The sequence below is a fragment of the Kutzneria buriramensis genome, from assembly GCF_003387475.1.
GTDB classification, from domain to species: Bacteria; Actinomycetota; Actinomycetes; order Mycobacteriales; family Pseudonocardiaceae; genus Kutzneria; species Kutzneria buriramensis.
Map to the genome: position 1 here is coordinate 263,085 of NZ_QUNO01000015.1, position 18,971 is coordinate 282,055.

Annotated in this window: 16 protein-coding genes; 9 read left to right on the forward strand and 7 right to left on the reverse strand. The window is 71.6% G+C overall.

All coding sequences use genetic code 11. The annotated features are described in order from the left end of the window. From BCF44_RS38190 to BCF44_RS38220, 7 genes are all read left to right on the forward strand, one after another. Positions 1 to 972: an ABC transporter permease gene (locus BCF44_RS38190; protein WP_116179358.1), complete on the forward strand. Its 972-nt coding sequence runs from the start codon at positions 1 to 3 to the stop codon at positions 970 to 972. Then, a complete protein-coding gene (locus BCF44_RS38195) occupies positions 972 to 1,967 on the forward strand; it encodes an ABC transporter ATP-binding protein (RefSeq protein ID WP_246016041.1) in 996 nt (331 codons plus the stop codon). Before BCF44_RS38190 ends, BCF44_RS38195 begins: the two co-directional genes overlap by 1 nt. 31 nt (positions 1,968 to 1,998) lie before the next feature. Beyond that, a complete protein-coding gene (locus tag BCF44_RS38200) occupies positions 1,999 to 3,417 on the forward strand; it encodes a GH1 family beta-glucosidase (protein ID WP_116179359.1) in 1,419 nt (472 codons plus the stop codon). 439 nt (positions 3,418 to 3,856) lie between these two features. Next, entirely contained in the window at positions 3,857 to 5,041 is a 1,185-nt protein-coding gene (locus tag BCF44_RS38205; protein WP_116179360.1) for a DUF3089 domain-containing protein, read from the forward strand. A 62-nt stretch (positions 5,042 to 5,103) separates the two neighbouring features. After that, the gene (locus BCF44_RS38210) at positions 5,104 to 5,385 is read left to right on the forward strand and encodes a hypothetical protein (RefSeq protein WP_116179361.1); all 282 of its coding nucleotides are present in this window, start codon (positions 5,104 to 5,106) and stop codon (positions 5,383 to 5,385) included. Continuing rightward, positions 5,382 to 6,245 carry a methyltransferase family protein gene (locus BCF44_RS38215; protein ID WP_116179362.1) on the forward strand — a complete coding sequence of 288 codons (864 nt, stop codon included), beginning with the start codon at positions 5,382 to 5,384 and terminating at the stop codon, positions 6,243 to 6,245. Before BCF44_RS38210 ends, BCF44_RS38215 begins: the two co-directional genes overlap by 4 nt. A gap of 24 nt (positions 6,246 to 6,269) precedes the next feature. Further along, on the forward strand, positions 6,270 to 9,002 hold the full coding sequence (locus tag BCF44_RS38220) for a helix-turn-helix transcriptional regulator (RefSeq protein WP_116179363.1): 2,733 nt from the start codon (positions 6,270 to 6,272) through the stop codon (positions 9,000 to 9,002). Here BCF44_RS38220 and BCF44_RS38225 read toward each other — a convergent pair. From BCF44_RS38225 to BCF44_RS38245, 5 genes are all read right to left on the reverse strand, one after another. After that, positions 8,968 to 10,128: a YcaO-like family protein gene (locus tag BCF44_RS38225; protein ID WP_147328781.1), complete on the reverse strand. Its 1,161-nt coding sequence runs from the start codon at positions 10,126 to 10,128 to the stop codon at positions 8,968 to 8,970. The genes BCF44_RS38220 and BCF44_RS38225 overlap by 35 nt on opposite strands. Before the next feature lie 293 nt (positions 10,129 to 10,421). Continuing rightward, positions 10,422 to 11,330 (reverse strand): GlxA family transcriptional regulator, encoded by a 909-nt coding sequence (locus tag BCF44_RS38230; protein WP_116179365.1) that lies wholly within the window; start codon positions 11,328 to 11,330, stop codon positions 10,422 to 10,424. A gap of 161 nt (positions 11,331 to 11,491) precedes the next feature. After that, positions 11,492 to 12,043 (reverse strand): isochorismatase family protein, encoded by a 552-nt coding sequence (locus BCF44_RS38235; RefSeq protein ID WP_246016042.1) that lies wholly within the window; start codon positions 12,041 to 12,043, stop codon positions 11,492 to 11,494. A gap of 69 nt (positions 12,044 to 12,112) precedes the next feature. Beyond that, positions 12,113 to 13,744, reverse strand: coding sequence for a copper resistance CopC/CopD family protein (locus BCF44_RS38240; protein ID WP_116179366.1), 1,632 nt, complete (start codon positions 13,742 to 13,744; stop codon positions 12,113 to 12,115). Continuing rightward, entirely contained in the window at positions 13,741 to 15,138 is a 1,398-nt protein-coding gene (locus BCF44_RS38245; protein ID WP_116179367.1) for a DUF1775 domain-containing protein, read from the reverse strand. Before BCF44_RS38245 ends, BCF44_RS38240 begins: the two co-directional genes overlap by 4 nt. 73 nt (positions 15,139 to 15,211) lie before the next feature. On the opposite strand from BCF44_RS38245, the gene BCF44_RS38250 reads away from it, so the two are divergent. Continuing rightward, entirely contained in the window at positions 15,212 to 15,754 is a 543-nt protein-coding gene (locus BCF44_RS38250) for a sigma-70 family RNA polymerase sigma factor (protein WP_379798967.1), read from the forward strand. 96 nt (positions 15,755 to 15,850) lie between these two features. Then, positions 15,851 to 16,579, forward strand: coding sequence for a polyprenol monophosphomannose synthase (locus BCF44_RS38255; protein ID WP_116179368.1), 729 nt, complete (start codon positions 15,851 to 15,853; stop codon positions 16,577 to 16,579). On the opposite strand, the gene BCF44_RS38260 is transcribed toward BCF44_RS38255, so the two are convergent. Further along, a complete protein-coding gene (locus tag BCF44_RS38260) occupies positions 16,545 to 18,152 on the reverse strand; it encodes a serine/threonine-protein kinase (RefSeq protein ID WP_116179369.1) in 1,608 nt (535 codons plus the stop codon). The two genes, BCF44_RS38255 and BCF44_RS38260, sit on opposite strands and share 35 nt — an antisense overlap. Further along, on the reverse strand, positions 18,149 to 18,931 hold the full coding sequence (locus BCF44_RS38265; RefSeq protein WP_116179370.1) for a hypothetical protein: 783 nt from the start codon (positions 18,929 to 18,931) through the stop codon (positions 18,149 to 18,151). Before BCF44_RS38265 ends, BCF44_RS38260 begins: the two co-directional genes overlap by 4 nt. Positions 18,932 to 18,971: the final 40 nt, after the last annotated feature.

The following is an 18,971-nucleotide window of genomic DNA, read 5'->3' on the forward strand; positions in this document are numbered from 1 at the left end:
GTGGCCATCTCGACCGTCGACCTGCAGGCCGCCGCCGGCGAGGCCGCGCCCAGCCCGCGGCCGGCCAAGCGGCAGAAGTTCCGGTTCATCAGCAACGGCAAGACGCTGGCCGGCCTGATCATCCTCGGCTTCTACGTGCTGCTGGCGATATTCGGCCCGATCCTGTCGCCGTACGACCCGGACGCGCGCGGCAGCGACCTGATCTCGCCGCCGACGTCCGCGCACTGGTTCGGCACCACGCACCTGGGCCAGGACATTTTCAGCCAGGTGTTGTCCGGCGCCCGCGGCGTGGTCTACGTCGGCCTGCTGGCCGGCGTCGTGGCGACCGTGCTGGCCGTGATCATCGGAGTCAGCTCGGGCTACCTGGCCAACAGCGGCGGCGAGGCGCTGTCGGCGTTGTCCAACGTGTTCCTGGTGATCCCGGCGCTGCCGCTGATCATCATCGTGGCCTCCATCCTGCCCTCGGTCAGCAACACGGTGATCGGCCTGGTCATCGGCCTCACCTCGTGGGCCTGGGGCGCCCGGGTGCTGCGCGCGCAGACGCTGTCCCTGCGCGGCCGGGACTACGTGGACGCGGCCAAGGCGACCGGCGAGTCCACGTGGCGGATCATCTTCTTCGAGCTGCTGCCCAACCTGACCGCGGTCATCGCCTCCGGCTTCGTCGGCACGGTGATCTTCGCGGTGCTCTCGGAGATCACGCTGGCGTTCATCGGCGTCTCCGACCCGACCGACTGGAACTGGGGCACCATCCTGTTCTGGGCGCAGAGCCAGCAGGCCCTGGCCCAGGGCGCGTGGTGGTGGTTCGTGCCGGCGGGTCTGGCGATCGCGATCCTGGGCACGGCGCTGTCGCTGCTCAACTTCGGCATCGACGAGATCGTCAACCCCCGGCTGCGCAGCGCGGGCCGGATCAAGGGCAAGACGGTGCGCATGCGGATCGGCTTCACGCCGGTGCTCGGGAAGGACAACCGGTGATGATCGAACCGCTCATCGAGATCAAGAGCCTGAACGTCGACTACGGTCTCGGCGACGAGGCCGTGCACGCGGTCCGGGACGTGACCCTCACGCTGCACCGCGGCGAGGTGCTGGGCCTGGCCGGCGAGAGCGGCTCCGGCAAGTCGACGCTGGCGTACGGCATGACCCGGCTGCTGCCGCCGCCCGGCGTGGTCGCCGGCGGCGAGGTGATCTACCACGACCCGGAGCGCGGCCCGTACGACGTGCTGTCGCTGACCAACAGCGAGCTGCGCGAGTTCCGCTGGGCCGAGACGTCGATCGTGTTCCAGGGCGCGATGAACTCGCTCAACCCGGTGCACCGCATCGGCAGCCAGCTCACCGACGCGATCAAGGCGCACGACCCCCGTGGCAGCCGGCAGGCCCGGGAGGCCAGGGCCCGGGAGCTGCTGAACCTGGTCGGCATTCCCGGCGACCGGATGGAGAGCTACCCGCACCAGCTCTCCGGCGGCATGCGGCAGCGCGTCATGATCGGCATGGCGCTGGCGCTGGAGCCCAAGGTCGTCATCATGGACGAGCCGACCACCGCGCTGGACGTGGTGATGCAGCGGCAGATCCTGGGGGAGCTGGTGCAGCTGCGCGAGCGGCTGGGCTTCTCGGTGCTGTTCATCACCCACGACCTGTCGCTGCTGGTCGAGTTCTCCGACCGGATCGCCATCATGTACGGCGGCCGGATCGTGGAGCAGGCGCCGGCCAAGCAGATCTACACGGACTCGCTCCACCCCTACAGTGCCGGCCTGCTCGGCTCCTTCCCCGCGCTGCGCGGTCCCAAGCGGGAGCTGACGGGCATCCCGGGCTCGCCGCCGGACCTGCGGGCGATGCCGACCGGGTGCGCGTTCCACCCGCGGTGCCCCAAGTCCTTCGAGCCGTGCGCGCAGGAGATCCCCGTGCTCGGCGTTCCCGACGCGCCCGGCGGGTCGGACCGGACGGTGGCCTGCTGGCTGCACCCCGTCCGCTGACCCGCGTACCGACACTGGAGGAGTGAAGTCCATGGAAACCACGACCACGGCGGCCGTCGAAGCCGATCTGATTGCCAGTCTGCCGGCGAACTTCCGTTGGGGCGTGGCCACTTCCGCGTACCAGATCGAGGGGGCGGTCGACGAGGACGGCCGCACACCGTCCATCTGGGACACCTACTGCCGGGTGCCCGGGATGGTGCACAACGGCGAGAACGGCGACATCGCCTGCGACCACTACCACCGGATGCCCGAGGACGTCGCGCTGATCAAGGAGCTCGGCGTCGACACCTACCGGTTCTCGGTGGCGTGGCCGCGGGTCCAGCCGCGCGGCACGGGTCCCGTCAACGAGGCCGGCCTCGCGTTCTACGACCGGCTGGTCGACGAACTGCTGGCCAAGGGCATCGACCCGTGGGTGACGCTGTACCACTGGGACCTGCCGCAGGAGTTGGAGGACGCCGGCGGCTGGCCGGTGCGGGACACCGCGTACCGGTTCGCCGACTACGCCATGATGGTGTTCGACAAGCTGAGCGATCGGGTCAAGATCTGGACCACGCTCAACGAGCCGTGGTGCACGGCGATGCTCGGGTACTACGAGGGGCGGCAGGCGCCGGGCCGGCGGAACTTCGGCGACGCCATCGCCGCCGTGCACCACCTGCTGCTCGGGCACGGCCTGGCCACGCAGCGGATGCGCGAGGCCGCCCGTACGCCCGTCGAGCTGGGAATCACCCTGAACATGGGGTCGTCCTACCCGGCGACCGACAGCGCCGCCGACCGCGAGGCCGCCCGCCGCGCCGACGGCCTCGGCGCCCGGATCTACCTCGACCCGCTGCGCTACGGGCGGTACCCCAAGGACGTCGTCGCCGACCTGCTCCAGCGCGGGGTCGAGATCCCGATCAAGGACGGCGACCTGGAGACCATCTCCGCGCCCATCGACGTGCTCGGCGTCAACTACTACTCCAGCCACCGGTACTCCGGTGTGGACGAGGACGGCAACAGCCGCGACGCCGACGGCGTCCCCGTCACCCGCGCCGTGCTGGCCGGGCTGCCGGTGACCGACATGGGCTGGGAGATCGTGCCCGCCGGCTTCACCGACCTGCTGGTGCGCCTCGGCCGGGAGTACCCGGGGCTGCCGATGGTCATCACCGAGAACGGCTCCGCCTTCGCCGACGAGGCCGACGCCGACGACTACGTGCAGGACGACGACCGCGTCGCCTACTTCCAGTCGCACATCGGCGCCGTCGCCGCCGCGCGGCAGGCCGGGGCCGACGTGCGCGGATACTTCGCGTGGTCGCTGATGGACAACTTCGAATGGTCCTACGGCTATGCCAAGCGGTTCGGCATCGTCCGGGTCGATTACGAGACCCAGCAGCGCGTGCCCAAGGCCAGTGCCCTGTGGTACCGCGACACAATTAATGCCGCGCGTTCCGCGCGGGGCTCGGCCCCCCTTTAGCCGGTGCCTCGCCCTTGCTGAATTTCGACCTCCGCATCGGCCTCCGCGGTGGGCGCGTCGGGTGGCGGCGGCCGAAATCCAGCAACCGTGCGAAGCACCGGCGGGGCCGAGCGGCACATCGGCTGAGGGGTCGAACTTCTGGGTACGCGGCGGCGCGTAGTCCAGAGGGCCGGGTGCGGTGGTGGCGGCCGCCGCACCCGGGCAAACCCCCCGCGAGTCCCGCTCACAGTCACACCGAATTCCGCTCTCAGACACATCGTGATGCAGGGAAGGACGCCTTCCCTGCGTTCAACGAGGGGAAGGCGTCCTTCCCTGCATGGGAGAAACCCTCTCTGACGTTCGGGTGGGGGCGTTCAACGCCAGGAATGCCCCCACCCGAGCACCGCGTACCCCTATCGGGTGAGGTGCGGTCGGCCCAAGGGCTGGTTGACTTCCCCTCATGACCTGGGGATCCCTTGCCGCCGCCGTCGCGCTGACGGCCGGCCTCGCCGCGCCCGCCATCGCGGCGCCCGCCGACGCGCTGCCGGCGCCGGTGTGGATGTGCCACGCCTCCTGCGGACCGACCACCGCTACGTACCCGATCAGCCACGACCAAGTACCCCTCGACACCACCGACGTCACCGGCGGCCCGCAGGCCACCGACTCGCCGAAGGTTGACTGCTTCTACGTCTACCCGACCGTCGACACGCTGCCGAACATCGTGCCGGCGACGTCGGACGAGGAGTTCGCGCAGGCGATCGCGCAGGTGGGCATGCTGAACCCGCGCTGCCGGATCTTCATCCCGACCTACCGCCAGCGCACGCTGCCGGAGCTGGCGCTGTCGCTGATCACCAAGATCCCACCGGACTACTCGACGGCCATCGGCGACGTGGAGCAGGCCTTCCAGTACTACTGGGACCACGACAACACCGACCCCGCCACGGGCAAGCGCCGCGGCGTCGTGCTGCTGGGGCACTCCCAGGGCGCGGCGGCGCTGACGACGCTGGTCCAGGACAAGTTCGACGGCCACCCGGACATGCAGCGCCAGCTGGTGTCGGCGATCCTGCTCGGCGGCCACATCGTGGTCCCGACGGGCAAGATCGAGGGCGACGGCGACGCGAAGGCGACCTTCCAGCACGTGCCGGCCTGCCAGCTCGCCACCGAGACGGGCTGTGTCGTCGCCTATTCGAGCTACAAGCCGGGCGGGCAGGTGCCGACGCCGGACGCCGACCTGGTGCGCGTGGTCAACGACCCCAACCACCAGGTGCTGTGCGTGAACCCGGCCGGGCTGCTGGCCGGCACGAGCGGCCCCACGCCGCTGGACACCGTGCTGTACACACGCAAGCTCGTGGGCGGCAACGACCTTAACCCGTACGGGCGAATCAGCTCGCTGGGGCAGTCGCTCACGGTCCCGAACTACCCGACCGGCTTCGCCCGCTACCACGGCACGCTGACCGGCCAGTGCAAGCAGACGCTGGACGGCACGAGCACCGTCTCCTGGCTGGATATCACCGGCGGCGACGACCTCGTCGGTCCGCCGCAGGCCAACTTCTACGGCCTGCACGCGCTGGACTTCAACCTCACCGACGGCGACCTGAGCGAGCTCGTCGGCCGGCAGGCCACGGCCTGGACGGCGGGTACGTAACTTCGCCCGCCGCCCCCGATTACGTACCCCGCTCGTCCCGCGGCGACGCGAGCATTGGTCGCATGGGGACGAAGCAGGACGTGATCAGCCGTGCGGAGATGTGCTGGGGCATCCCGCAGAGCGAGCACCACCGGTCCGAGGACGCGGTGGCGCTCACGGAGCAGGCGGTGGCGGAGCTCAAGCGGCGAGCCGAGGAGGACCCCGGCAACGCCGCCCACGACCAGCGGCTGTCGTGGGCGCTGATCAACCTGGCGCAGCTGCTGTCGGCACAGCACGAGCACGCCCGTGCCGACGCGGCCGCGCTGGAGAGCGTCACGATCATGCGCCGGATGCTGGCGCGATGACCGGGGCGCTCCTGGGGCTGCACCGCGCCGCCGCGACGCTCTCGGCGTACTCGGCGGCGGTGCAGCTCGGCCTGATCGACTACATCGACCGCACGCCGGCGACCGTCGACGATCTGGCGATGTCCTGCGGCGCAAGCGTTCGCGGCGTACGGGTGGTGCTGGCGGCGCTGGTCGACAGCGGGCTGGTCACCCGCCGCCCCGACGGCCGCTACGAGCCGGTGACGGCCGGGCTCGCCGGAGTGCACCCGCTGCTGCCGTGGCGGGACCAGGTGACGGACTCGGTCCGCACGGGTCTGCCCGCAAGGGAGGCCGAAAGGGACGTGATCACCGTGCTGCTGCACGGGATGCGTGCCGACGTGGTGACCGAGCTGCCGGCCGCGACCAGGGTGCTGGACGTCAGCGTGGACGGGGCGCCGTGCGGGGTGGCGCTGGCCGCGCGGGATCCGCGGTGCCGGGTCAGCGTGCTGGACGTGCCGGCCAACCGCCGGGCCGCCGCCGGGCCCCGGTTCGACTTCCTCCCCGGCGGACTGTTCGACGCCCAGCCCGCGGCCGACGAGTACGACCTGGTTGTGCTGTCGGGCGTCTGCCACCTGCTGGACGCGGACTGCGCCGCCGAGCTGATCCGCCGCTACACGCCGGCGGTCCGCAGAGGCGGCGCGCTGACGGTGATCGACACCCTCGCCGGCTCGCAGGGCGCCGCCACGCACGAGCTGTCCCTGCTGCTGCGCACCCGCGGCGGCACCATCCACGCGCCGGCCGACTACCAGCGCTGGCTCGTGGACGCCGGGCTGGTCGCGGCGACGCGCGTGGACGTGGGCCGGCAGCCGGCGCTGACCGTGCTGACCGGGCTCAAACCCTAGCCCGATTGGTGCATACTGTGCCGAGTGGAGCCGAGGCTGGTTGGCCGTGATCGCGAACTGGGGATCATCGACGAGGCGATCGGCGCGGTCCGGGCCGGCGAGGGCCGCGTGCTGCTGGTGTCCGGGCAGGCCGGCATCGGCAAGTCGCGGCTGGCGCTCAGCGCGTTGCAGCGGGCCAAGGAGCACGGCTTCGCGGTGCTGACGGGCTCGTCGAGTCCGTTGCAGGCCGGCCTCGCGTACGCGCCGATCGTGGAGGCGCTGCGCCGCTACCTGGCCACCCGGCCCGAGTCGGCGCTGTTGGACGGCCTGCACGACATCGCCGGCCTGATCCCGGATCCGCGGCTGCCGCAGGCGCCCCGCTCCGGCGATCCGGACCTGGAACGCACCAGGATGTTCGAGGCCGTGCTGCGCCTGATGGAGCGGATCACGGCCGACCGGCCGGCGCTGTTCGTGGTCGACGACCTGCACTGGGCCGACCGCGGCACGATCGAGCTGCTGCACCACCTGGGCCGGGGGAGTCGGCGGCGTCGCCTGCTGATGCTGTGCGGCTACCGCAGCGCGGAGCCGGGTGGCCCGCTCGCGGCGCTGGCGATGACCATCAGGCGCGACGAGTCCGGCGTCGATCTGGCGCTGGAACCGTTGTCCGACAACGCGGTCGGCGAACTCGTCGGCGACCTGCTGGGTGCCGAGCCGAAGGCCGAGTTCCTGCGCGAGGTGACCGCACGCGCCCAGGGCGTGCCGCTGTTCGTCACGGCATTGGTCGGCGGCGGCTCGGTCACCGACGTGCCGGTGATCGTCCGCGATGTCGTGCTGGATCGGTTGCAGCGCTTGGACGATCGGGCGCGCCGGTTGCTGGAGCTGATCGCCGTCTCCGCCGGCACGCCACGGCTGCTGCGGGCGGTGTGGTCGGAGGACGGCTTCGACTCGGTGTTGCGGCAACTGTTCGACCAGGGCCTGATCGAGGAGCTGGTCGACGGCCCGGTGCTGACCGTTCGCGTTTCGCACCCGCTCTACGCCGAGGTTGCCTACGCGGAACTGACTGTGGGACAACGGCGTTCGCTGCACGCGAGCATCGCCGCCGCGCTGGACAAGACCGACGTCTTCGCGGCGGCGCCGCACTACCGCGACGCCGGCGATCTCGTCGATCCCGAGCGGGCGTGCGAAGTCCTTTACGCGGCGGGGAAACGCGCGCTCGGCGTGCACGACGCGCAGGAGGCCGTGGACTACCTGAGCGTGGCGCTGAATCACGCCCGCGCCGCCGGCCGGGACGACCTGATGCCGGAGCTGATGACGGATCTGGCCCGTGCGCTGCAAGCCACCGGCCACCTCGACGACGCCGCTTCCCTCTGGCACCTGGCGGATTCCATCGCGCAGCACGCCGGCGACACGTTCCGGCAGCGCCTGCTGGGCTACTACCGGTCGATGCTCGAGGCGGAGCGCGGCAATCTCCAGGCGTTGCCGGGGCCGGTGGCGTTCGACGACAAGGAGGATCCGCCGATCGGGCTGATGGTGCACTGGCTCGTCGCGATCCGGTCGGCCGACATGGCGATGCTGTGGCAGGTGCTGGACAAGATGCTCGACCTGCTCCGGTCCCAGGACAGCGACGAGGCACGGTCGGTCGCGCACTTCGGCGCGAGCGTCGCCGCGCGCCTGCGCGGCGACTACGCCGGCGCGTACGCGCAGAACCTGCTGTCGCTGGAGGCCGCCGGGCGCCTCAGAACCGAGGAGCGCGAGCAGTACCGGTACGCGCCGGCGCTTCAGATGCCGGTGCTGTCGATCCTGCGCGGCGACATCCCGGGCGCGGTGCGGACCGTCGAGAACCCCGGTGCCGCGGAGGTTCAGTTCTACCTGCCCGGAGCGACGCACTACGTGGCCTACGTCAGGACGATCGTCACGTTCGTCGCCGGCGATCTGCCCGGCGCGCTCGCGGTCGCGGACGCCAGCCTGGAGCTCGCCAAGCACGTCGGCGAGGACTGGATCGTCGTCCGGGCGCTGGCCGCCCGCGCGTTTCTGTTGGCGGAGCAGGGAGAGCTCGACCGTGCGGCCACGGATCTGGAGGCTGCGCGGGCACTTTTCGACCCCGCGCACGACGACATCGTGATGGCGACCGACCTCGCCGGGACCGCCTACGCCCTGCGCGTCGAGACGGCCGTCGCCGACACAGTGTACCTGCCGCCGCGTCCGCTCGGCGACATGCTGGTGGACTGGCTGCGTGTCGCCTACGTCGGTTACCTCGCGGTGGCACGCAAGGATCTTGCCGCCGCCCGTCGGGCGGTGGATCACCTGCGGATCGCCGGCAAGACCGCGCTGTTCCTGGACGCGCTCGCGAACCGCCAGGAGGGTCTGACGCTGGCGTTGACCGGTGATCACGCGACGGCCCGGGACCTGCTCCGGCGCGCCGCCACGAGCCTGTACGGCATGGGCGCGCCGCTGCTGGCCGCGCAGGCCGAGGTCGAGGCCCTGGAGCTCGACGACAACCCCGACCCGGACGCGATCTCCCGCTGTGCCAACGCACTGGCCGGCCTGAAGCCGTGGATCGCCCGCGTGCAGGCGCTTTCCGGCGTGCAGGCGCTGAGCAAGCGCGAACGCGAAGTCGTGCGGCTGGTGGGGGAGGGCCTGACCAACGGCCAGATCGCCGAGCGGCTGTTCCTCAGCGAACGGACCGTGGAGACGCACCTGCACAACAGCTACAAGAAGTTGCGGCTCACCACACGGCCGATGCTCACCCAGTGGGCGCTTGAGCACACCGACGACTGACCCGCAGGCTGCGGCAGTCGGTCGAGCGGTTCAGCCCCGGCACGAACACGTTGACCACGGCCACGTTGCGCGTCGAGTACTGCTCCCGCGCGTACGGGGTGAATCCCTTGCTCTGCAACAGCTCCACCAGCACGTCCAGGTGCTGGCGCGGCGTGGTGGGCCCGTCGGCGCCGACGAACTCGACCGACGTCGCGTCCGGCAGCTTGCCGGTGAAGTCGGGTAACCGGCGGACGGTCGGCGTGGTCTGGCACTGGATCAGCTCGGTCAGCGCCCGAGCGGCCGCGACGTGGCCGCACAGCCCGGCAGCGCTGCCGACCGCCGTCGGCGAGCCGCCGGATTCCGGTGCCTGGAAGGCGAAGTACGCGGGCACGCCGACGTCCGAGGTCATGTCGATGAGGTGCACCGAGCGTCCGGACCGGTCGGCGGCGGTGATCAGCAGGTCGGCGAGGTCGTCGGGCAGCGTCGCCGGATCGACGGCGCACAGCGGCGGCGTGTGCTGGCCGATGAACTGCTCGGCGACCAGCTGCGCCAGCGCGTCCCGCTCGATCGCCTCGTTGACGGCGTGCACCAGGGCCTCCGCCGCGTACGACCCGGCGGCCCAGCCGCTGGTCTCCAGGCACCGGTCGGCGGCGGTGTAGTCGTAGAAGTCGTCCGCCTTGAGCCGAGTCGCCTCGCCCTGCCGCCCGCGGTACTCGGGGATGGTCAGGAACACCGGCACGTCGACGTCGGGGCTGCCGTCCAGCGCCTGGTAGCGGACGCAGCCCAGCTCGCGCGCCGGGCCCTCGCCCAGCCGCCGGACCAGCGGATCCGCCGCCAGCGGGCCGTTGGCCACCTCGTGCGCGTCGCGTAGCCGGACCTGGCGGTTGCGCAGCCCGTCCAGGCCGCTCAGGTAGTGCTCCAGCGCCTCGAACAGCGCGCCAACCCGGGCCGTCTCACGGTCGCCGCGGCCGATGCCGTCGGCTGCCTCCATGCCGACGCCACAGTGCCGCAGCGAGCACCGCCAGCTGCCGGGATCGGCGTCCAGCAGCGGACTGAAGTCCGCAGTGAGGCCGAGCTCGCCGACCGCCGCCAGACCACGTGCGAGTGCGGTGTCGAGGGGCAGGCCCCGCTCCGCCGGTACCGGCATCACGTGCAACGTCAAACTCCCGTCGTGCTGGGTGCGCCCACGGTCTTGGTGTGCAGGAGCGGCCGGTGGCGGTGCCAGATACGACAACGCTGACATCGGTAAGGACTTTTACCAAGACACGGGCCAAGTCTTGCTCGGCTTTCGGGTCGAACGGGCAGCGGATCGACGGGTGATCAGACACCCCCTAGTGGTTGGTCAGACCATGTGATCGTGTCGCACTTGACCAGGTCATCGGTGGTTCAAGTGGTTGATACACCGGATACCGGCCTAGTTGGTCGGGCGTACGCCGCACGCTACGGACGCGCCGGTTCCCGGGACCGCAGCCGCCGCAACATCCGGGCGTCCTCGAACCCGACGTCGCGCGCGGCCGCCTCCATGGTCGAGCCCTGCCCGAGCAGGTGCTCGGCCCGTTCGATCCGCAGCAGCTGCTGGTAGCGCAGCGGCGTCAAACCAGTGGCCTGGCTGAACAGTCGGGTCACCGTCCGCTCGCTGCACCCGACCGCCCGCGCCAGCTCGGCCAGCGGCAACCGGTCGACGAAGTTGGCGTCGATGTGGTCCTGCAACCGGTGCACGGTGTCGCTGAGGTGCGACCGGTGCCGCAGCATCGCGCTGGCCTGCCGCGCATCTCCGTTGCGGCGCGCGTAGATCACCATCTCCCGCGCGATGCGGGCGGCCATCGCCGGCCCGTGCGCCGCCGCCACGAGGTGCAGCGCCAGGTCGATGCCGGAGGCGATGCCGGCGGAGGTGACGATCCGGCCGTCGATCACGTACAGCACGTCCCGCACGACCGTGGCCGTCGGGTACCGCGTGGCCAGCTCGTCCTGGAGTTCATGGTGGGTGGTGCACCGCCGGCCGTCCAGCAGGCCGGCCCGGCCCAACTGCTCGGCGCCGGAGCAGACGCTGGCGACGGTGCCGGGGAACTCCCGCAGCACCGTCATCAGCGCCGGCCCGAGCCGGGACGTCCGGCTCAGCCGGTCACCGGCACACCCCGGCACGACGACCAGGTCGTCGGGGCCGAGGTCCGGAATCGCCGTCGACGCCTGCACGGTCAGCCCCTGCGCGGTCGGCACCACGTCGGTGTCGGCCAGGTAGACCAGCTCGTAGTCGAGCCCGAACTTGGCCGCGGCGGAGAACACGTGCGCCGGCCCGGACAGGTCGAGCAGGTGCAGGTTCGGGGCGAGCAGGAAGGCGACGGTGGGCATGATCTGGTCAGCCTAGGGGGTGTCGCGTGGATCGTGGTCGATGAGAGTCGGGATCGAGGTGGTTCCTGGCGGCGCTGCGAAAACGGCCTCATACCGAGCGTATTTGGACGCTGTCGCGGTGCCGTCAGGGGCCGCGTCGGCGCGGCTGTCGCGGTCGTGACTCACGGGACACCCCCTAGCTCCGCGATGGTGGAGATGGTGGCGAACCGGCCGCTCAGCGCGTACTCGGTCCGTTCGATGATCTCGTCCACGCCGAGCTCGCCGACGCCGCTGCGGTGCGGGATCGGGAAGGTCGCCGTCGCCTCGGTGACGAAGGTGACGCCGAAGCCCAGGTCGGCGGCGACGCGGGCGGTGGTCTCGCAGCACTGCTCGGTCTGGATGCCGCAGATCACCAGCTCGCGGATGCCCTTCTCGGTCAGGGTCTGCTGGAGGTTGGTGGTGGTGAACGCGTTGCGGGACGTCTTGACCAGCACCGGCTCGCGCGGCACCGGCTCCAGTCCGTCCATCAGCCGCACGAACCCCTGCGCCGGGTCGAACACGTCGCCGGTGCCGGGCTCGGCGTGCAGCACCCACACCACGAGGTCGCCGACCTTGCGGGCCAACGAGACCAGCTCGCCGGCGCGGGCGGCGACGTCCGGAGTGGACACTCGCCGCCAGCTCTCCCGCTGCCGGAACGACTCCTGCACGTCGATCACGATCAATGCCTTGGTCACGCAGGAGATCGTGCCCGCCTCGGGAGCGCCGGGACAGGCACGGTCAGGGCGTCATGCGGAACGATCCGGTCACGACACCGACCAGGTGCCGGCGGCGGTGGTCTCGTCCACGTCCGAGGTCCGCACGGTGATCGCGACCTGCCAGGCGCCGGGCAGCGGGATCTGGGCCTCGGCGGCGCGGTAGCGGCCCTGGCCGACGCGCTGCATTTCGATCTTCAGCGGGCCGACGTCGCGCTCCTTCAGCGTCAGGGCGACGGTCAGCTCGGCGACGTTCTCGGGCTTGCCGGTCGGGTCCTCCACGGTGACGTCCAGCAGGTTGGGGCCGGTGCGCGCGGGGGTGATGTAGACCTTGAGGCTGCCCTTGCCACCGGGCCCGCCGGTGTCGAACGGCAGGGTCTGGCCGTCCGGCGTGGCCTGCACGACCGGCGTGGTCGCCGCCTCGGCGGTGCGCGCCGGCTCGGCGTTGACCAGGGCGGCGGTGAGGCCGAGCACGATCACCGCGCCGGCCGTCTCCACCAGGATCGGCCGCCGCAGCTTGCCGACGTGCGAGCGGACCCACTTCCGCGAGAAGTAGGCGGCGCTCAGCACCACCAGCACGGCGGCGATCTTCACCAGCAGCAGCCGGCCGTAGTCGGTGTCGAAGAAGCCGGCCCAGCTGCCCAGCTGCCGCCAGCTCTGGTACGTCCCGGTCGCCACCAGCGCCGCCACGCACAGGAACGCCACCTGCGAGAACCGCTGCGCGGCCTCCTGTGGCGGCTTGGCCCGCCACAGCACCACGAGCCCGCCGACCCACACGCCCATCGCGTCCAGGTGCAGCACGTCCACCGGCAGCGCGAGGTCGGCCTGCAACCCGGCGGCGGCGTGCCCGGACATCGACCACGTCCAGGCCAGCGCGTTGAGCAGCAGCACGCCGACGCCGCCGAACACGGCCCGCCGGTTCGGGGTCCACTCGACGGTGGCCAGCATCTCGCCGAGGTACGGCGCGGCCAGCGCCAGCAGCACGATTCGCACGATCACGCCGGTGCCCAGCGCGATGTCCAAAGTGGACGAGAACAGGTTTCCGTCGAACAGGCGGTCCAGCCCGGCCCCAGCGCCGTACGGGCCTTGCAACAGCGCCGCGCCGACGGTGGCGAACAGCAGCGCCAGCCAGGAGCCGCCGATCAGCCGCCGGACGCCCCGGTGCACGGAACCGGCCGGCCAGCACCAGAACACGAACGCCACCGCACCGACCAGCAGCGCGAACGACGCGTACTCCAGGCCGCGGAACGTCCAGTACACAATGGACACCGTCAGGCTGCCGGAGGACGGCGCGGCAACGGGTGCCGCGGCCGAGGTGTGGCCGATGGAGAACGTGAACGCGCCGGAGATCGGGTGCGAGTCGGCGGAGACCACGTGCCAGGACACGGTGAACGTGCCCTGCGCCTTGGAGGTCAGCGGCACACCGACGGTGTCGCCGCGGCCGTCGATGTGATCGGCCTTGCCGTTGTCGGCGGAGGAGCCGTCCGGGGCGATCACGTGCACGCCGTCCGGCTCCACCTGCACGGCCTCGCCGAACGTCAGCGTGACGCGGGACGGCGCGGAGTCCACGACCGTGCCGTTGGTCGGCGTGGTCGATTCCAGCACGGCGTGCGCAGACGCCTGGCCGGCGGTCGCGACCATCGCCGCGAACACACCGGCCAGCACCAGGAGCAGAGCTCTCATGCCTGCGGCGCCCGCCGCCGCAGGGCCAGCACCGCGAGCGCGCCGGCCACGAGTCCGATGACCGTGCCGAGAATGCCGAACACCAGGGGCAGCGAGCTGTCCGAAGCGGACGTCGTGGACGCCGTCGGGGTGACCGCCGCGGCGGCCGTGGTGGCGCCCTTCGGCGTCAGCTGCACGGTCGGGGCCGGGTGCTCCGGCTCCGCGCCGCCCGCGCCGGAGGTGTCGATCCACCGCACCACGTCGCCGTTGTCGTAGGTCTGCACGGCCTTGAACACCAGCTTGTCCGTGTCGGTGGGCAGCGGCCCGAGCGAGACCTCGAACTCCTCGAAGTTGTCCGGGCCGATCTTGCCCCCGGTCCAGGTGATCTTGGAGACCGCCTCGGTGATGTCCCCGTCGTCGGACTTGATCGGCGTGGCCAGCTTGGTCTTGTCGATCTGGGCGGTCCAGCCCGGCACCGCCTTCGTCTCCACGGAGGCGATCGGGTGGTCGGCCGGGAAGGTCACCTCCAGCTGAGTGGTGGAGGCCTTGTCCTCCTCGTTCGGCACCCGGAAGGCGATCTTGGTGTAGCTGCCCTGCGTAGCGGTGCTCGGCTGCGCCGTGACGTGCGCGTAGGCGCTGCCGGTCACGGCGAGCAGCCCGCCCAGCACGACCGAGCCGAGCACGCCGAGCCGCTTCGCTGTCCTCATCGGGAACCTCCATGTCGAACGAGCCGTCGCCCTACCGGTCGCTCCGGAGTCGCGATTGGTTCCCAGCAGTGCCACCAGAATCAGACCGACCGCCAGTGGGATGTGCGTCACCAGGCGGCTCCACCCGACCGCGTGCGCGCCGAGGTCGAAGGTGGACACCAGTACCAGCACGCCCACCACGCTGCCCAGCAGCGGCAGCTGCGCGCGGGCCCGGCGCGGGTCGGCGGCCACGAACGCCAGCACCACGCCGATCGCGAAGTTGAAGGCGGACGTCTCGTGGTCCATGTGCCCGCCCATCATCATCGGGTCGTCCTGGCCGAGCAGCTCGACCACGGCGACGACGGCCTGGGCGAGGGCGGCGAGCACGAGCCCGATGCGGACCAGCGCGTAGGAGAGCAGGCCCCGGCGGGGGGAGTGGGAGAGAGAGGCCTGGTCGTCGCCGGTCGGCGGCAGCCGCAGGGCGGCGCGGGCCAGATCCGGCTCCTGCGCCGGCAGCTCGACCCGGTCGAGCACCGCGTCCACCAGGTCGCGCTCCTCGCCCGCGGGCGACAACACGGTCAGCCGGTTCACCCGGGCCGCCCGGTCCTGCCAGCGCGCGCACGGGCCGCAGCCCCGTACGTGCCCGTCCACGTCCGTCATGGCCACGCCGGGGAGGGCTTCCCCGTCCATGGCCGCCGAGAGCGCCTCGCGCGCGATGCGACAGTCCACGGTGAGCCAGGTCGTCGGGAACGGCCGGAAAGTTCCCGTGAACCCGTCAGTAACCCCTGGCGTATGTGTGACCGTGGGCTTCGACGACGCCGAGATCACCCAGCACGCCCTCGCCGCGCAGCGCGGCGACCGGGCGGCCGCCGCCGAGTTCGTGCGGTCGACGCAGCGGCAGCTGCGCCGGCTGATGGCCTACCTGGGCGACCCGGGCCAGGCCGACGACCTCGCGCAGGAGACGTACCTGCGGGCGTTCGCGGCGCTGCCCCGCTACGAGGGCCGCTCGCCGGCCCGGATGTGGCTGCTGGCCATCGCCCGCCGCGTCGCCGCCGACCACATCCGCGCGGCGCAGCGGTCACCCCGCACGACCAGCGCCGACGCGTGGCTGGACACCGAGGTCGCCGGCCCGGAGGGGCTGGTGGCGCTGCGTGCGGCGATCGACGCGCTGGACCCGGAGCGGCGCGAGGCGTTCGTGCTGACCAGGGTGGTCGGCCTGTCCTACGTCGAGGCGGCCGAGGTCTGCGACTGCCCGGTCGGCACGATCCGGTCCCGGGTGTTCCGGGCGCGCGGCGAGCTGGTCGACACGCTGGCCCCGGACACCCGCCTGGAGATCGCCCGCTGAGACGCGCGACACACCCGATCAAGATCACCCGAACGGTCCTACCGGGCCGGTAAGCTGCCGCCACTTGCCGCCCAGCTTCCCCTGTGAGGACCACGCATGGCCCCGAAGATCACCGTTGTCGTGCCGACGTACAACGAGCGGGACAACCTGCCCGTGCTGGTCGGCCGGCTGCGCGAGCTCGGCGTGGCGAACCTGCACGTCCTCGTGGTGGACGACAACTCGCCGGACGGCACCGGCGACGTCGCCGACGGCCTCGCGGCAGAGGGACCGACGGAGGGCGACCTCGGCGTGCTGCACCGGACGGAGAAGGACGGTCTGGGCCGCGCCTACATCGCCGGCATCGGCCGCGCGCTGGACGAGGGCGCGGACGTGGTGATCCAGATGGACGCCGACCTGTCGCACCCGACCGACCGCATCCCGGCCATGGTGGACAAGCTGCTGACCACCGACGCCGGCGTGGTGCTGGGCTCGCGCTACGTGGAGGGCGGTCGGACCGCGGCGGAGTGGCCGTGGCACCGCAAGGCGCTGTCGGCGTGGGCGAACTTCTACGTCAACGCGATCCTGCGGCTCAAGGTCAAGGACGCCACCGCCGGCTTCAAGGCCTGGCGGGCCAGCACGCTCCGGGCCATCGACCTGCCCACGATCCGCAGCAACGGCTACTCGTTCCAGGTCGAGATGAACTACCGCACGGTCAAGAAGGGCCTGCGCATCCTCGAGGTGCCGATCGTGTTCGAGGAGCGGGCCGAGGGCGCGTCGAAGATGACGCTGGCGGTGCAGTTGGAGTCCGCGATCACGCCCTGGAAGCTCCTGTTCGGACGGATGTAGTCCACACCGCCGCCATGGCGGCGATCACGCCGGTGACCGCGCAGCCGATCCCGTACGGCAGCGAGGGTTCGTGCTCGGTGAGCACGGCGACCAGCAGCCACACGCCGCTCCCGAGCAGCGCGCCCAGCGGCACCGCGCCGACGAACGTGCCGACGCCGCCGCGTCCCCGTCGGACGGTCCGCAGCATGGATTCCAGGTACGCCAAGGCGAACAGGCAGGCCAGGAGGCTGCCCGCGCCCATCGCACTGGCCAGCGGGAACTGCTGCGCCTGGGCCGGGAACTCCTGGCTGCCGGTGACCGTGGTCAGCTTGCCGGTGACCGTGCCGCCGACCAGCCACCGGGTCAGGGCCGGGAACTGCACCGAGTCCTGGCCGCTGGCGCTGGCGATCGGGAAGCCGGCGAAGGACAGCGACATCGTCGCCGGCCCGCCGGTGATCGGTATCGGCAGGCTCAGGTCCACACTGGACAGTTGCCCCGGGCCGACGCCGGTGACGGACAGCTGGGTGACGGCGCTGCGCGGGCCCGGGTTCGGTGACAGGAACGCCACCGCGACCATGGCCAGCAATGACAGCGCGGCGACCAGCGCGGGCAGCAGCGCCGACTTGCGCTCCGGCGTCGGCTCCTCGATGTGGGTCGCGGTCAGCGTAGGTTCCGGCGCGGCGGTCGGGCGGACCCGCCCGGCGCTGCCGGTCACGCGGGGCGTGAGGTGCACGGGAATTCCCGTCCGCTGCAACCATCCGTGGCCGAACGTGGCGTCGGCGGCGGCCGCGAGATCCGCCGCGAACGCCTCGGCGTCCCGGTAGCGCTGGTCGGTTTCCCTTGCCAGGGACCGCATCACGACCCGGGCCAGGGGCGCGGGCACGTTGCTGATCGGGCGCGGGTCGCCGAAGATGTGCTGGCGCATCATGCTCAGCGCGCCGCGGTCCGTGGCGAACGGCAGCGTGCCGGACAGCAGCTCGTACAGCACGGTGCCGGCGGAGTACACGTCCGCGGCCGGCGTCAGCGGGTTGCCGGACGCCTGCTCCGGCGAGATGTACGCGGGCGTGCCCAGCACCTCGCCGCCGTGCGTCACCAGCGTCGCGCCCTCGCTGATCACCTGCGCGATACCGAAGTCGGCCACCTTCAGCACACCCTGCCGGGTGAACAACAGGTTCTTAGGCTTGACGTCCAGGTGCAGCACGCCCGCCCGGTGCGCCGCGTGCAGGCCGGCCAGCGTGGCCAGTACGATCGCGCAGGCGGCGTCGGGCGTGACGCCGCCGCCGTGGAAGCGGTCGAACACCGTGCCGCCGTCGAGCTTCTCCATCACCAGCAGGCTGTCCCGGCCGGTCTGCACGTAGTCGTACACCGGCACGATGTGTGGATGGTCAAGGCTGGCAAGGACTTTCGCCTCGCGGTCGAACCGGCTGCCCATGCCCGGCTTGTCCAGCAGCTCCGCCGGCAGCTGCTTGATCGCCACGTGACGGCCCAGCGACCGGTGCACGCCGGCGTACACGACGCCCATGCCGCCGGCGCCGATCACCGATCCGACCTGGTACTGCGGCAAGGCATGGACGACGTTGGCGGGCGCGGTCACCCGGTCACCTCACGGGTCAGCGTGACGCTGGTGGTCGCGTCCTCGGCGACCGGCGGCAGCGGATGCGGGGTCAGGTAGCCGAGCACCATGCCGATCAGCGTGGTTCCGACCACGATCGGTATCTCCACACTGGGTTCCGGCGGGATTATCCGCAGCACCGACAGCGACACCACGGCCACCAGGCCGGTGCCGAAGCCGGCCGGCAGGAAGCGCAGCGCGCGCCGCAGCCGGTTCGCCGGCAGCTTGTGCCGGGCCAGCGCGAGCAGGCAGGCCGCCCACGCGGCGATGGTCAGCAGCAGCACCGCGATGCCGAAAACCCCGTACACGGAAAGGATCGAGCCCCGCACGTCGGTGACGGTGTCCACCGCGACCAGCGCGTTGCGGTCCACATCGAACAGCTGAACCGATGCGGGCAGCAGCCCGATCGCCTGCCCGTCGAGGTCGGCGAGGTCGAGCCCGAAGGTGCGGGTGACCCGGCCGTGCGGGGCGACGTCGAACGGCAGAGTCGTGTCGTACGCGAAGAAGGTGAGCGCCAGCGCCGTGCCGGCCAGCCGCACGCTGCGCACGTGCACCGCCGCGCCGCCGTTGTTGACCACGGTGACCGACAGCTGCACCGGCCGGTCCGGGACGATCACCATGGTGTGCCCGTTGATGTCCTGACCGTCGATCGTGGCCGTCAGCGTCAGCGGATCATCCGACGCCTGGGCGGCGGCCGGTCCGGCTCCCGCGAGGATCAGGCCGGCCGCGAAGGCAACCGCGACACCGGTACGACGTCTCATCGAGGACTCCCAGTTGAGCCGGGCTTGACTGGCGGGAGAT